Source organism: Tenacibaculum larymnensis (assembly GCF_028829235.1).
GTDB classification, from domain to species: Bacteria; Bacteroidota; Bacteroidia; order Flavobacteriales; family Flavobacteriaceae; genus Polaribacter; species Polaribacter larymnensis.
Map to the genome: position 1 here is coordinate 100081 of NZ_JAIWJY010000005.1, position 15789 is coordinate 115869.

The window sequence follows — 15789 nt, forward strand, 5'->3', positions numbered from 1 at the left end:
TTTGGTTTAGGTTATTATTTGTTTTTATCACTCTACTGAGTGTTTAATTAATCTTATACTTCTTTTAAAAAGGCCACGTTACATGAAGTGGTTTTGGCATCCATGGTAACTTTATAATTGAAAAAGAAAAAGGAGATTTTAACATCAAAACATCATATGGTCTTTTTTCAACTGTTAAACTCCAACGGTCTTCCTCTTCTCTTAAAATTCCGTTACGCACTAACCAATTTCCTCTAAATCCTTGTATTGAGGTAGCTCCAATAGCATTCCAATAATCAATTGCTGCTTCTAAAAGTCCTTCTATCAACTTCTTATCTTTATTAGACATTTGTATTTCATCATGTATAGGTTGAGACAATGGAACATTACAGAACACTTTATTAAGTGCTAGTAACGATTCTTCTGTTTTTGTCATTCCTGTTACTATATATTGTAAATAGTGGATGGCATCTAAACGCTTTTCTTCTGAAATAAAATTGTTGTCTTTTACTAAGTTTAATCGTTCAAATAGTATTAAAAAATAACTATTTAACAACACTATCCCTGCATTTGGGACAGTTATCCCAACAGCTAGTTTATCATTATTTTGTTCGTTCATACTTTCTTGTTTTCTGATTTTGTTTTGAGTTGTGTTTTCTATCCTTTTCAATTTCTCTAACTCATTATAACTCAATTGTAGTTGCGTAGGAAGTTGCGTTTTAACATCATCTAAAGCTTCTAAAAATTGACGCTCTTCTATATTTTTCTTAGTACATACTTCCCATAAAAGTTCTTTCCATATTGAAGTAGCTCCTATAAGTTTCCAATTAGAAGTTATCCAACTTTTCAACACTTTTATAAGTAGTACTTGCTGAACTTCTTCTACATTTATACTTTTTGTTGAAATGTGTCCTATTGCTTTATATAATTTTTCAATTGTATTTAGTTGAATTTGTTGATTAGGATACAGCTCCCTTAATGATTTAATTAAAGTTTCAACTTTTATTTTATCTGCTAGTTTACTAAGCTGAGTATCTGAAACTATATTTTTTCTTAATACTGACACTACTATTAATGGGGTATCTCTTAAAACTTCGTTTATTAACCCCTTAATTGTAACTGGTGTTAAATGCAAAAACCAAGATGGTATTTTGTCTTCTATACATAGAGATTCTATTAATCTTTCTAAAGTTTTTCTCTTATAGTTTGGAGTAATAATTTTAGGAGTATTGTTTTCTTTATCTAACTCCTCTAACAGCTCAAAAGTTGAGCTTCTTTTTACCAATAGTTGTTTTAAAGTACTCGGTAGTTTTATATCTTTATCTTTAATAACACGTACAATATCTAATGCTCTTATTTCTTTAACCGAAAGTTCTTCCAAAACTATTTTAATGAACCCTTTTAATTCTCTAGTTTTTTTATGATTTCTAATTAACTGAATAGTTTCTCTCCAGAACTCTTTTTCTATTTTAGTTGAGCTATCGACAAACTCTTGAACCAAAGAAAACAAGATTGAAATATCTTTGTATACAGCTCTTAATCCTCCCTTAGCTATGAGTATAATAAACTGTTGAAAAGGTATAACTGACTGTAGACCTTTAATTTGTTTTTCTGTAATAGTTTTATCTCTAAGTAAGTCATGTATTTGTGTTGGATATTCCTCTAAAAGGAAAAAAAACACTTCTTTAAAACCTAAAGATTTTCCTTTAATTTCAATCTTTAAAACTCCATTCTTAATAGCTTTTTTAATATGATATAAAATTTCTTTTACTAAAAAAGTTTGCCCTTTTAACTTTATGCTATTTCTTATTCTCTCCTCTCTAAATAACTTTTTTGATTTTCCTCCTTTATCTATTTCATTTTTTACTCCCCCTAAAAACTCTAAAATAGAAGTCTTAAAAAATGTTGTAAACTTTATTTTATCTCCTTTATAAACTTGGTAATCTGCAATACTTTGCCAATATATTTCTGTTATAATCTTCTTTATTTCTACTGCTGAATAAATTCTACTAAATTGATCTTTTTGTTTCTGATATTCTTTTATAAAATTCTCTTGAAGAGTGTAACCATCCTTTAGTAAATATTGACTTATTTTTTTTTCATACTGCTTAAATTCCTTGGAACTTACCATTTTCTCGCGAACCAAAACAATTAACATTACTGCTACTTCTTTTTGCTTGTTATTATGCTCTTCAATGTATTTTTTAACCCTTTCTAAAACAGACACTTTAACTATTGTATTAACAAATACTTTTAGTTCTTTTTTTTGTGTTTCAGAAAACTCTTCATTTTTTTTAAAAAAAGACTCTACAACACACATAACTCCTTCTTCATACAACTTACTATTCAATTGTTGTTCTTGAAAAATTAATAATTCTAAAACTAATTTTATAAAAGATGTAGTGTTTAACTTTTGATTACTTATAAGTACTCTTGATGCTTTAATTAGTAGTTCTTTTTTTATACTTTTTAAACTTTTAAGCAATGCCTGATTACTACTTACAACCTCATCGATACTGAGTTCTAACCTTTTTAATATTCGATATTGTTTAGGGAATACATTTTTTAATACTGGAATAACAACCCTTGTGTCACTGAGTAATTCAAAAAGTAATTCTTTAATAAATTTTTGATTTTTATAAACTGTAAACACTTTCCAAACAACTTTTGATTTTTCTCTAAGCCACACATGAAGAATTGCATAATATTGTTCTGTAAATCTTGATTGCTTGTCTTTTGTTGAGGTCTTTTCTAACTCGTTTAGAATCTTTACTAGTTGTTTTTTTGAAAAAGTAGGTATTTCTTTTGAAAGCTCTAATGTATAGAGCTGTTTTAACCCTTTAAAAACATCCAGGTTTTCTGTATTTTTATGTGTTGTTAAAAGTGGTGTGTTTAATATTCTTTCAAAGATTTTTATTTTTGGTGTTTTTTGAGTTTTATTTACTTCATTTATTATGTAATTAGAAAACTCTTTACACGAAAAACTTCCTTTTTTTTCTTTTAAATATAAAACTCCTTTACCAAACAACCACTTTTTAGAAAGCTTAAAATGTTTTTCTAACTCCAATTTACCTAAAAACGTTATCTGACTTATTAACTTTACTCCATTAGTAGGAGACAATGCTTTACATAATATACTTAAAGACTCCTCAGATATATTTTCACTTAACGCCAGTGTATTAAAAGAGTGATTATCTAAAAAAGATATTGTTTCTTTAAACCTAAATGAGTTTATAGTTGATAAATAGTGTATGAGTTCTTCTAATCTTTTTTTCTGATATACTGTACTACAATTATTAGGTGATTGTAAAAAATACTCTAATAACTGCCATTGCTTTTCTATCTGTCTTTCAGTTGAAGGGTACTTGTAAAAATTATTTTGTTGTTTTTGAGAGAGGATAGACAGAATTAAAATAAAATTATTTTTAACATACGAGTGTTCATGTACATTATCTACAGCATCTTCAATCAAAGCAAAAAGTTCATAATACTCCATATTAAAGTGCCTTGCCATTTGTTGAATATTGCTTTGTACAAACTCTATCTTATTAAACATTGTACCTCTTTCAGCAAACAAATAATTAAGAATCCAAAACAGTAAATTCTTTTTAAAATCTTGAAGATTAGTTTTAACAATTGATTCTTGTTCTTGAATTTTTACAAACTCTTCAGAAAACTCAATAATGTAATTATCATTACTTCTCTCTATGTTTTTAATAATTTCTTTTATATGCTCCTCTTTTAGTTGCCATGCAATACGTTTACGTACATATTCTTTAACTCCAACCTCCTCAATCATAAGCATCATCTCTTGTTTATTATGTTGTAATTGATGTTCAAAAATCTCGTTAACTGAGCCTTTTATTTTTTGATAATTCCATGGCATCACCCCTTTTAATAAAAAATATTTTAACGTAGTTAAATGAGTGTTTTCTTCCGTTACAACCTCAATACTTTGTGAGTATTTACTTGGATACATTAAAATATCATTAAGCTTCAATAACAATTGAGCCTTTAATTTTAGGTATAAACTTTCTTCTAAGTTTTCATAATTTATAATGCCTAAATTGAGTTCTAAACTTTTAATTTTAAGTGTTTGTTCCTCTGGACATACAACATCAAAAACACTGTTTATCTCTCTAGGCATGTGATGCTCGCTCCAATAACTAATTGTATTTTGTAGTTCTGTTCCCTTATCTTTATTATCAAAAGAAGTATTCCAATGGCAACGTGCTACGATATGATTGTTGTTTTTAAGCATCACTTAATCGGTTTAATTCAAAAAGTATCCTAACCAACTCTTTCGCACTACTTCTCAAACCTACTCCATGCATAGCACCATTCTCTTGATTAAAGCGTAAACTATTATACCAATTAGCATACGCCAAGATTAACTCTTTCAAGAAGTCATCTTTTATAAAAAGACTTTTTGCCATTACTTGTACTGGTAGTTCACTTTCTAAAAAATAAGACAATCTGTTTTTAAAATCTGATATTTTAAAATTTGAAGTGCCTTCAAAAAATTCAGGAAAAATCAAAAGGAGTTCGTTCTCAAAAAATAAATCTATTATCGACAATGCTCCCTCTTCTAAAGGTATTTTAACTGACCATTTATATGAAGAGTTTTCTATACTAGTAAAATCACTCTCTTCATAAATTTTATATTCCTCTTTTACTAGTAAATATTTGCTGCGTAATTCTATAAAATCAACTTGCCTTCTTAACAAACACTCTAACTCTATGAGTTCATTATAAGTTAGTTTTCGTGGTAGTTTCCAATATAATTCACCCTTAAAACCTTCAGTAATTACTATTTCATAATCCACCGATTCTTTTAATAAATTAGTTTCAATACATAAAAAACCTTTTCGCTGAGTAATTAACCAATATGCAAAGGCATCATTATTATTTACTAAATAATCTTGATAATATATATTTAAAGCAAAGAGTAGGTTTAATTTTAATTCTACTGCTGAAAAATCTGTAAAATCTAGATTGGTTATTTTTTGCTCCTCATCTACCTTAAGTGTATCAAAAATGAAGTTTTTCTGATTTCCTTGAATTAGTTTTTTTTGCAACTCTTGATATTCTTTTTCTGGTAATTTACTAGAGCTTTCAATATGTTTAGTTGTTAATTTGGTAGCTCCAATAAAATTATATGCTTTGGCTCTATAGTATGATAAAAGCCCTAAGTTTTGTAAATACAAACTTTTAATAATCACTTTATCTTTTTGTGAGTTTCCTGAATACACAGTTCCTTCAATAATAATATCAAGAAGCATTGGGGATTCACCATGTCTCGCTAATAAATGGTTGAGTATTTTGTTTCTCCTTTCTAAGTTTATGTCTTCATCTTCCATAAAAGCCATCAATCCCCACATATAAGAATTGTATGGATCTGTTTGATACTTTTTCCAGCTATTGTTTACCACTTGTGCAATAGGTTGAATTTCATAACTGAACTCATGCTTTTTAAAGTTACGCAGTAGGGGGTGTATGTGTGGTACTTCTTTATATAGTGATTGATAGTAATATGTTGGTGAAAAACAAACATAGGGAGATGGATATTCTGGATGTTCATTTTCAAAAGCGGTTTGAACACTATAAAACTGTTCTTGGTCTGATGGAGCTCCTGTTACTGAGTTTTCAAAAGAAAAAAGTTTATCAAGACTTGCCAATTGCATAAACTGATTAGTTAGCACTTGATCAAATAGTGTTAAATATCCTTTTAACTGTCTAGATTGTGCTATCTGAAAAGCGGTTGCATTAGCACTTACACCTTCACTACCTACTGTATATGCGTCTGGAAATGTATTTTGAATAGAGTAATAACTACTAATATCTCTATAAGTTCCTTCAGGCAATTCTGGAGCCATTCTTACTGTTGAAACTTTACTTATTTGACTATTAGTGTCATCTAAACCTGATAGTTCTTTTATAACTGAAGTATTTATACTAGTACTTATATCTTTTCCTTTTGTAAAAACTTGTAGACCATTACTATTTTCCTCTGACAAATCAATAAAGTTAAATACTAGTATTTCATCTTCAGATGAGGATACTTCGTACATTTCTTCAACATTACCAAATGATACGTTTGAAATTGATAACACCCCTTTTATCGATTGAATAATCTCTGTTAATTCATAAGCTTGAATTTTATTTTTTTTGGGAGCCATATTACTTTCTGCAACCCACCCATTTGCTAATTTTGGCCCATTAAAAATTGTATTCGTCGTCTCTTCTTCCTTTAACTCATTATATCCAGCTTGGGTTAACTTAGGGAAAACATAATTATTTATTGCTGTCTCTATTTCTATTAAAACAGTGTTTATATTGTATCCGCTTTCTATTTCTAACTGTCCATATACTCGGTACTTTTTAGCTACAAGAGAAGTTGGATATAAAAACAATTCTCCCAGGTTTCTACAAGAATTCAGAACAAAAAAAGTATTTTCTAAAATCATTTCTTCTTGACTCTTTACAGTTACTTTTTTTTCTTGATTATTAAACGTAACTGTTTCAACAAGCTTCTTTTTATCTATTCTTCTGTTTAATAACACTTCTACCTTGTAAACATTAGCCTGACTTTTTACAGCTGTTATTTGTAAATTGATTACTTCTTTTACTTTATCAACTACATACTTTCTAAAATCGTTAATTGTAATAGGAGAAGTTGTTAATATATCTTCAGGAAGGTAAAACTGATTTTTAACTATTAATTTTCCTTGCTTATTGGTTAAAATATCTTTTATCAAAAAGTTATTACAATATCCTAACTCTGTAAAAGCGAAACACAATTGGTCTAAAATAGTAACTCCAGGATCGCTAGGGTTTAAGTTCGTCCAAGTATTATCATTATTTTTTTGAATATAAGCAAGTCCTAGTTCTTTGAGTTCATCAAAGTTAAGCTCTATAGGTAATATGGTATTTTCTATGTGATTTAATTCTTCCATTACATATAGATTATTTCGGCATTATTTAATGATGGCACTAACAAATCTGACGACTTTATATCTAAGAGACTTATTGTATGATAGGGTTGTTTTTTATATATAGTTTTTCCTGAACTTTGTTCTTTTTTTCCTAAATACAATTCGAGAAATACGATACTTTCAACTTCTTTAAAACTCTTAATAAACTCAGAGACTTGTGCAACACTTACTCCTTTATTAATGGTAATTTGTTTTTGTGAAGTCGTTATCCAAGGAGATAAAAAAACGTTAATTTTTTTATTTATTTTTCGAGCTACTCCTTTAGGTTCGTAGCCAGAAACTATTTTTACTTTCCCCTTTATTTTGATATAAATAAGCTCAAAATTGTTCACCTGAATATTAGCAAACCTTGAAGCTCTTTTTTCTAAATACTTCCCAATTTTTTCTTGATAGCATTGATTTACTAAAGGTTTAAACGCCATTGAGCTTGTGCATTTCTGAACCTTTTTAACCACATATACTACTGTTTTTTTTATTTTTTTATCATATGTTGCTTTTACATAATAAATTTCTGGGAATACTTCTATGACTTCTCTGTAATAATCTTGACTTGTTACTATTCTATCTTTTGTTTTTAAGCGTACACTCACTCGCTTATTCATTTGTTCTTCTGTTTCAGACATTTTTCCTCCAAAGGAAGAAAATGGTTGTGTAACAGCTGCAATTTCTGGAATGGCAGTATGTGGTCCTTCTATTGCATTTGGTTTTATTACTGGTTTTTTCGAAGTGTTTTTATATTGACTTCCTGTTCTTTGTAATTCAAACCCATTTGTTTTTAAAAAAGTCGTTTCACCATAAGCATCAGGATCACTCTTTACACCAATACACAACCAATACTCACCATTAGGCATCGTGTTATGTATAGTTGTTATCCTTGACGGAATATTACAAGTAATAATACCTGAACAACCTAATTTATCTGTTGTATCTGAAAATAAAGGCAACTCTTTCCAGCTACTTTTCGCCAAGTACTTGTAGTTAATTTCTTGTTTCTCTTGATTTAAAGCAGAATAATCTTGTGCCAATTCAAAGTAAAAACTTACTGCCGAAGGAGCTATTACTTTTTCTAGTGCTAAAAACAAATTCCCTTTGTTTTCAACTTTTGGTAACAATTCAGGAAAACCATTTTGTATCACTGTATTTTTTTTCTTCGTTAAGCTTGTATCATATACTTTGTAATTTTTAAATACATCATAATAAAAACACTGTATAGGATATTGATTCTCTTCACCTAAAAAATTATATGTTATGCTACTTGTATACTTTCCTTTAAATAAACCTACAATAGGTGTATAAGGCTCATTGGCTGGTTTTGCTAAGGGATATTCAACCTTCTTTTCATTAAAATTTAAAGCAATCCCATCAGCATTATATAAGGCAATAGCACTTACTATTTTTGAATACAATGATGTTCCAAATCCATAGTTTGGTTCTACTAATTGCATACGAATAAACCCTGTAGAAGTTTCCTCTGTAAATTCTAAAAGTGTGTTTTGAATAGCTGGATTTATATTTTTTTGAACTTCTGAAATTTTTGTAGATCCAAAAACACTATCTTTTTTAAGTTTATTAATTTGAATTGTAGCATTTTTTTCAATTACCTGAGTATTTATACTAACTATTTCTCGAAAAGACAGCTCTTCTTGAATCTTTATTATACTCTCTAGACTAATATCTTCTTCAAATTGCAACTTTCCATAAATACTCAAATTAGTACTATTTTTCAGTTCGTCTTTTAAAACTAAACTTCCTTCACAATTTATTAATGTACTTGAGTCTCCTAAATATAGGTTTAATAAATTATTTAAGGTTACGTCGTTTTTTAACTTTATAACTTCATTTCCTCTAGCTGTTAGCAAATCATTAACCACTAAGTCTTTATTGATTTCAAAAATATCTTCAATCTTTAAAGAAGTGTTAATAGAGAATTGATTTTTAACTTCTAAGTCTAATGATATAACTCTATGATTTTTATATAACGTTATTCCTGTTTTCTTTAGATGTTCTTGAATCGTTAATGTATTATCTACACTTAATTTTTCGTTTAACAGAAAAACATCACTTACTTTTAAGTCTTGATTTAACTCAAAAAGCTCAATTACTTTAACTTTTTCTTGATTTTTTGTTAAGTAATTAATGCTTAGTTCATCTTTTACTTTTAAAATATCACTTATAACTAATCGTTCTTCTATACTTAATAATCCTTTTATTTTTAGTTTATCTACTAGAGTTAGTTCTTCATTTATATTTAAACTGGCTGTAATTTTAAAAACATCTTTAATTGTAAATAACTCACTAACTTCATGCTGTTTTTTTATGGTTAATACGTCGCTAACTTTTATACTAGCATTAGTATAAAGTACTTTTTGGAAAAGTTCTCTTTTGTAGGTACTTTTCAACTCTTTACTAATTAAACTATCTAAAAAAGAATAACTTACATCCATTTTAACAGGAAACCATTGCTTGTTTTGTAGTAATTGAAAAATTACCTTAAAGCACTCATTACTATAAGGTTTATCATAAACTGGTACTACTTTTATTTCTTTCTTTTTACTAAAAGGCCATATTCTACTAAAAAAAGAAGTCTCCTTTTTTTCTCTAGCTTTAATAATACTAGGCAGCATATTATAATAGCCAGCCAAATACTTATTGTACTGTTGATAGTAACTTGTAAAATTACTAGGTAGATTATTCCAATTTAATTGAACAGAAAAATTTTTTACTGGTTTACTAAAAATTTCAGAACTACCAATCATAAAACTTTGATCTTTTTCTGGTGTAGGTCCTAAAGGTTGAAAAGGTTTCTCTGTTTCTAACAATCCATAATCATTATATAACTGAAATGAATTTATTCCTTTTACAGCCACTTTTATTTCTAATGATTTTATTTTAGGTGGGTTCGTTATATCTACGAACTCATCATAACTCATCTTAAACATTGGCCATGTACTAGTAACACCATCTGGGTTTTCTTGAAAAGAAACTATTGCTGGGACTGTTTTATCTAGAATTATTTTAAAATGAATCTTATGCTTGTTTTTGGCATTTCTAGTTATTTCAATATTCTCTTTTGAAAGCATGTACCACCCTTCTTCCGTACTTAAAAAATATTGTCCTTTTTTAAAAAAACTTAGATTTTTAATTTTGGTTAAAAAAGTAAAATTTAAATTCAACTCTCTACTACCTTCTTTTAGTTGTAGCATTGGGGAAGCTATTGCAAATCCTAATGGTACTTCTTTCCCTTCTGGTTTATTCTGCGAACCAAAAGTTTTCCAGCTTTGAATGTTTCCTTCTTCATTTGTTTTTACTATTCCTACATCTTCAATTTGTTTTTTATGTAGTTTAGAAAAACCATTCTTTTTTATTTTTTGAGTAACTGTGTATGCTTTTGTAATACTCGCTGGACTCAATGAAACATTATTTGTTGTTTTAAATAAAATAGTTGATTCATCAGCATACTGTCCTGCATTAAACAGTGTATTTTTTTTTAATAAGAAAGGAGTATTAATTTCAGATAAATTTGCGCAAGCAAACACGGAATCAGCTTTGGCTAATTGTTTTTTTTGACGTAAGATGTCTTTATAATAGAACCTTAAATGTTTTTCTGTTAGTCCGTTCAACTGACTTTTATAAATCTTCATCAATTCAGTGAATGTTTGAAGTAGTAAAGTATCAGGAAATAAACTTTTCTCCTTTTTTATATTTTTAAATTCTACAAATGAATATTCTATAATACTGTTGAAGAATGAGAAAATAGTTTCTCCAGTTGTTTTTAATGAATTGAAAAAATCACATTCTGTATTTTCTTTTAATGGATATTTTAGTTCTAATAATTCCAAATAAGAAAGCTTTACATCACTTTGTTTCCATATTTTTGGATTAAATGATTTATAAAAATACTTATTTACTGAATTTATTCCTTTTATTTGTTTACCAACATGCAATTGTTCCTTCAACCTAAGAAGTGCCCATAAAAATTGACTATACTTCTCTTTTACTTGATTAATTGTATAGTCTTTTAAATTATAAGCAAGAGGTGATTCTAGCATAAAATGAATCCACCTTTCCACTAAATGAAATATGCCTATTAATTGATTAAATAGCTGATTAAAACAATTTGTAATGCTTTTACCCTCTTTATTTACTTCTGAAGTATTTTTTTTACACGCTAATAACTCCTCAAGAGTTATGCAAGTTTGCACAAACAAAGAATGTATTTTTGTATACGGTGTTTTTGCTATTGAAGCGATTAAGAAAACTGGATCTTTCAATAAAAAGGGACTCCAATCTCCATTTATTGAATTTGTTTTGTCATAAAAGTTAAGTAACGATGCAAAATTAACCAAAAAATTCAAATCATCTTTCTCTGTTCGACTATCAATCAAACGAGTGTGATTCTCTAGCGCTAATTCTAGCGAGTTAAGCATTTTATTTTGATCAATTACATTCATTTATTACAAATTGGTTCCTTCTTTTAAATAGAAAGGATATACATAGTTATGTCTTGTGTTTGTTTGATTGTATTCGTAGTCAATCGTAACTTCTACTAAGCCTTCTAAAACATCAGCATAATCTACCTCAACATTTAAAACACTTATTCTAGGCTCGTTGTTTAACAAGCTATTTGTTACAGTGTCTTTTATTTCAGCTTTAAGCGTTTCATTCATTTCTTGAAAAAAATATTGTTGAAGTCCTGATCCAAATTGTGGATTCATAGGTCGCTCTCCAAAGTTGGTTTGCATTATTATGTCTATAGAATCTTTGATATTATTCTCGTACCTAGTGACTTCAAGTTGATAATTTCCAACCGAAAATGTTATAGGAAAAGACCAACCCGCGCCTAAAAATTCTTTTTTTCTATTTATATTAACACTACCCACCTATCATTACATTAAAAGCTCCTAATACTATTTTTCCTCCATGTGCTGTTGCATCTCCCATTCTAGCCGCTGGCATTCCTCCTATTTTTACAGTTGCAGACCCTTTTACTATTGTATCTGGTGGTCCTACACATACTAACATATCTCCAACTTTCGCTGCTGGTAATCCTCCTATTAATACATTAGGTTGCCCTGGACCTATTATAGGACCTCCAACATGTGGTATAGGTGAAGGTACTGCCGGTGTTTGCATAGGACATTGGTGAAAATCTGTTAATCTTGCTGCTGGTGGCATATTTTTTAGTTTTTAGTTTATCATAACCATAGCTCCCTTGATAGTAGTTTGAGCTCCTGCTTGTAATTCAGCTTGTGCATTTCCTTTTGCTGAAAATTTAACGTTGGCTGTTTGTTTAATATTGGTTCCTTTTACAGTAACATCTCCAGGAGAACTATCTACGGTTACTCCTTGTTTTCCTTTAATTGTTACTTTTTGGTTTGCTTCTATTGAAATATTTTTCGCACTTTTAATAGCTATCCCGCTAGAAGACATTACAATACTGTTACTGTTTTGATCTTTTATGGTAATTTCTTTTGTTTTATCGTTAAAAACAGCCGTATTCTTACTTGGGGTTTCTATGGTAAACACCTTATTTTCATCATCAAACTCAATAAAAATTCCTTGTTTAGAAACAATTGCCTTTTTAGTATTTTTCTGATTAGGAGTTAAGCCTTTAAAAGGTTTGTTTTTAGCACTACTGTATAAGCTTCCTAAAATTATTGGGTATCGAGGATCTTCATTTAAAAACCCAACCACTACCTCATCTCCTACTTCAGGCATAAAGAATACTCCTGCCCCTGATGTTGCATAAAAATTAGCTAAACGAGCCCATATACCTTGACCTTTTGAGTCAAATAATGGTATATCGACCAATATTCTATATTGATTATCTGGATCTTCGTACATCTTTTTTATAGTTGCATTGAAAAGCCCTTGAACACCTGGTAATAGTCCTGAAGCGGGAGGAGCCATTACATCCGGTTCTTCTGTAAACCAACTAGGTGATAACCCTACTGTTACCTCCGTTATCCAGTTTCCATCTGCAACAGTGTGTGTTACATTAGATATAAAATGATCTCCGTTAAATCGATCTCCTAAACCATCTAACGTTATATATTTTCCTGGATTTACTTTGTTACTTCCCTGAAACTTAACTTCTCCTCTAATTTTTGAAAGCTCACTTTTAATCAATGTTGCTTTTGACCAATTTGTTAAATCTGTCGTTTCCAAAGGCGCGGTGGTTTGCACTTTAAACTCTTTTAACCCCACTACTTCTGATAACTTTTTGCTAGATAAATTTCCTGCTCCTGCATAACTATTACTTGCTGAACTTGACGTTACTTTTTGATTAGGAAATCCCCATGACTCCCCTTTTACAGAACCTAGCTGAGTAACTGCATCTAAATCTGCATTAAACTCTAACAAGTTATCTCCATATTCTATTTCAAGTACTGATTTTTTGTCTTCATCTGGTGGAAAAACAGCTACTTTACCATTAAGAGTTGTCACTACCATTCCATTTACTTCTGCTCTAGCCATTATAAAATCCCAATCTGTAGTGTAATACTGTACTTGTTCTGGCCACTTTGTTTTTGTTGCTGTTACATCAGCTGATAAGCCTGAATATGTTCCTATAATCGATGAGATTATTTCACTGTCTTTTTTCTTTGTGAAGGTGAGACTTTTACGTCCTACAATCATACGAATGGCTTCATCTCTACACTCAACTTCTAATGTAGGACCAGAATTTCCCTGTACTTTTATATTTTGTTTTGTTATTATTCCTTCAAAGATGGTTTCGTTTACAGAATCATATCCTGCTGTTATTTGTACTTTATTTCCAGGGATAAAAGTTTTAGAAGAGCTTACTGAAAAGCCTTCAGTAGCTGGGTTACCATCTAGAATTACTATAGTGGCTCTTGCTATTCTGTTAACAGATTTCTCAACAATAATACGTTCTATCTCAACAACATCTGGAATTACCTTACCGTCAACTTTTATATTAAAAGTTACTAATCCTCCACTTTTTATGTCTGTTGTTCCACTCATGATATTATAGGTTTAATAATTGGAGGAAAAATTAATTCTTGTCCTCCTTTTAATTTCCTAAACTTATTTAAACCATTATACTGTGCTACTTGTATATAATGATTAGGAGAATTCCATACTTTGTTACATAATTGTGGTAAACTTTCTCCTTCAATTACTTCTACTAAATGCGTAACATCTGGTGATTCTTTTTTTTCTTTCTTTTTTTTCTTTTTTTCAGATACATATTCTCCAAAACTCAATGAAATTTTTGCCCTAAGCGGGCTTCCATCTGGTCTAAATAATGTGTATGTAGTATTAAATTTTTTTAAGACACTATTAAACGATAAGTTTGCTCCCCATTGAATTTTAACATAATTAGGGCGATGAATTTTACCGTTATAGGTGTACACAATGTCTTCTAAGGCTTTAATTTCTTTCGCCATATCTATTCTTTTTGAAAATACAACTCCTGTACAGTCAATTACTATTTCAAAACTTAGTTCATCACTTGGTGTGTTTTTGTATTTCTGAGAAGGTTTACTAGAATCTATTGGTTGCTGCTCATTGTATTGAATCCTTCTGTTCCATTTTATAGAATTTGGATTAATCATTACTTTATAAGGCTCTCCTGGAACAGGTGTGCTAAAGTTTTCATCAGTATACCCTGTTATTTTCAAAAATTCTAGTCCCATAAATTATCGTCTATAATTTGTTTTTTTTATTCCTTCAGAAAGCATACGCTTACATATGTTTATTAACTCCTCTTTCAATACATTAAAATCTTGTTCTTCAAAAGATGTCGATTTTTCAGTTTCGGTTCTGATTTCTGTTTTTATAACTAACTCTCTAATTTCTACAGGCATTTTTTTAGTTTTTAATACTACTTTTATGATGTCGTAAAGTGAATGTAGGCTAACTCAATCGTATCTATCAAAACTTCACTTTCTTGTGATTTTAGATCTGAAATAGAGTACTTAATTGGATAAGCTTTATAAAAGTTCCATTTCATGGATACTTGGCCTTCATTATTCAATAGGTTTACTGAAACTGTTTTTGTTTGTATTGGTTTTGCTAATCCACCATCTATAGTTTCTTTACACCATTTGGTCAATGCATCACCTTTAGGTACCAGTGCTCTTTTAAGTACCAAATTCTTACTAATCGAAACAGCGGGGAGGCGGTATTTAAACCTATTCTCTCCGCCTCCTACTACTTCTTCTACAGTTTGTTCTTTGGTTAAACCTGATACTTGTTGAAAAGGTAATCCTTCACTACTATCAAATGAAACAGAGAAATAAAAGCCTACAGGAAACTTACCTACTTTATCTTCTGTCTTAGCATTGTTCTTATTAGCCATTTGTTATAATAAGTTCTTCATGTGCTATCTCAATAGTATCAACAGCAACTTCATTTCCATCAGATTTTAAGTCGGTACTTGATATTTTAGTTGGCCATGCATTATTTAATTGCCATTGCATGGTTACATTACCTCCTTCATCTAATAATTTTATAAGTACTGTTCTACGTTTAATTGTGTTCATTTTTATTTCTGCATGCCAATCCCAAAAAGTATTATCATTTACGAACACACCACGTTTCATAGTTACATTACCGTATTTAACAATTCCTGGCATTTTCTCAGTAGAGAATAAAGGACTGTTACTTTTACGATACTCTATAATTTGGTTCTCTACATCCATTCCAGATACTTCCTGAAATGCTACTCCTGTTAATTCAGTTCCTAAGTCTACTTCGAATCGGAACTTAGGCATGGGCCATGTTCCGCCTTCTACACTACCGTCATCTGTTGCCATAATTTTCTTTTTTAATTTAAATTAGTTTGTTT

Annotated in this window: 10 protein-coding genes; all 10 read right to left on the reverse strand. The window is 29.6% G+C overall.

Annotated elements, in window-relative coordinates; translation table 11 throughout:
* Positions 1–64: 64 nt before the first annotated feature.
* Genes LCI24_RS09210 through LCI24_RS09255 form a run of 10 tightly spaced genes read right to left on the reverse strand, consistent with a single transcriptional unit; the run spans position 65 to position 15757 of the window.
* A complete protein-coding gene (locus LCI24_RS09210; RefSeq protein WP_274640117.1) occupies positions 65–4240 on the reverse strand; it encodes a contractile injection system tape measure protein in 4176 nt (1391 codons plus the stop codon).
* Positions 4233–6935: a hypothetical protein gene (locus LCI24_RS09215; RefSeq protein WP_274640118.1), complete on the reverse strand. Its 2703-nt coding sequence runs from the start codon at positions 6933–6935 to the stop codon at positions 4233–4235. The genes LCI24_RS09210 and LCI24_RS09215 overlap by 8 nt, the downstream gene beginning before the upstream one ends.
* Positions 6935–11425, reverse strand: a complete 4491-nt coding sequence (locus tag LCI24_RS09220) for a hypothetical protein (protein ID WP_274640119.1) — start codon at positions 11423–11425, stop codon at positions 6935–6937. Before LCI24_RS09220 ends, LCI24_RS09215 begins: the two co-directional genes overlap by 1 nt.
* 3 nt (positions 11426–11428) lie before the next feature.
* A complete protein-coding gene (locus tag LCI24_RS09225) occupies positions 11429–11854 on the reverse strand; it encodes a GPW/gp25 family protein (RefSeq protein WP_274640120.1) in 426 nt (141 codons plus the stop codon).
* Entirely contained in the window at positions 11847–12149 is a 303-nt protein-coding gene (locus tag LCI24_RS09230; RefSeq protein ID WP_274640121.1) for a PAAR domain-containing protein, read from the reverse strand. The genes LCI24_RS09225 and LCI24_RS09230 overlap by 8 nt, the downstream gene beginning before the upstream one ends.
* A gap of 12 nt (positions 12150–12161) precedes the next feature.
* Entirely contained in the window at positions 12162–13961 is a 1800-nt protein-coding gene (gene vgrG, locus LCI24_RS09235; RefSeq protein ID WP_274640122.1) for a type VI secretion system tip protein VgrG, read from the reverse strand.
* Complete coding sequence (locus tag LCI24_RS09240; protein WP_274640123.1) at positions 13958–14635, reverse strand: CIS tube protein; 678 nt, start codon at positions 14633–14635, stop codon at positions 13958–13960. The genes vgrG and LCI24_RS09240 overlap by 4 nt, the downstream gene beginning before the upstream one ends.
* 3 nt (positions 14636–14638) lie before the next feature.
* Positions 14639–14806 carry a DUF5908 family protein gene (locus LCI24_RS09245; RefSeq protein WP_274640124.1) on the reverse strand — a complete coding sequence of 56 codons (168 nt, stop codon included), beginning with the start codon at positions 14804–14806 and terminating at the stop codon, positions 14639–14641.
* A gap of 23 nt (positions 14807–14829) precedes the next feature.
* Entirely contained in the window at positions 14830–15300 is a 471-nt protein-coding gene (locus LCI24_RS09250) for a phage tail protein (protein ID WP_274640125.1), read from the reverse strand.
* Positions 15293–15757: a phage tail protein gene (locus tag LCI24_RS09255; RefSeq protein ID WP_274640126.1), complete on the reverse strand. Its 465-nt coding sequence runs from the start codon at positions 15755–15757 to the stop codon at positions 15293–15295. The genes LCI24_RS09250 and LCI24_RS09255 overlap by 8 nt, the downstream gene beginning before the upstream one ends.
* Positions 15758–15789: the final 32 nt, after the last annotated feature.

Bases quoted from the DNA above. Each gene is read 5' to 3' on its own strand.
- LCI24_RS09210 (WP_274640117.1), bottom strand. From the start codon at position 4,240: ATGCTTAAAAACAACAATCATATCGTAGCACGTTGCCATTGGAATACT.
- LCI24_RS09215 (WP_274640118.1), bottom strand. From the start codon at position 6,935: ATGGAAGAATTAAATCACATAGAAAATACCATATTACCTATAGAGCTT.
- LCI24_RS09220 (WP_274640119.1), bottom strand. From the start codon at position 11,425: ATGAATGTAATTGATCAAAATAAAATGCTTAACTCGCTAGAATTAGCG.
- LCI24_RS09230 (WP_274640121.1), bottom strand. From the start codon at position 12,149: ATGCCACCAGCAGCAAGATTAACAGATTTTCACCAATGTCCTATGCAA.
- vgrG (WP_274640122.1), bottom strand. From the start codon at position 13,961: ATGAGTGGAACAACAGACATAAAAAGTGGAGGATTAGTAACTTTTAAT.
- LCI24_RS09240 (WP_274640123.1), bottom strand. From the start codon at position 14,635: ATGGGACTAGAATTTTTGAAAATAACAGGGTATACTGATGAAAACTTT.
- LCI24_RS09245 (WP_274640124.1), bottom strand. From the start codon at position 14,806: ATGCCTGTAGAAATTAGAGAGTTAGTTATAAAAACAGAAATCAGAACC.
- LCI24_RS09250 (WP_274640125.1), bottom strand. From the start codon at position 15,300: ATGGCTAATAAGAACAATGCTAAGACAGAAGATAAAGTAGGTAAGTTT.
- LCI24_RS09255 (WP_274640126.1), bottom strand. From the start codon at position 15,757: ATGGCAACAGATGACGGTAGTGTAGAAGGCGGAACATGGCCCATGCCT.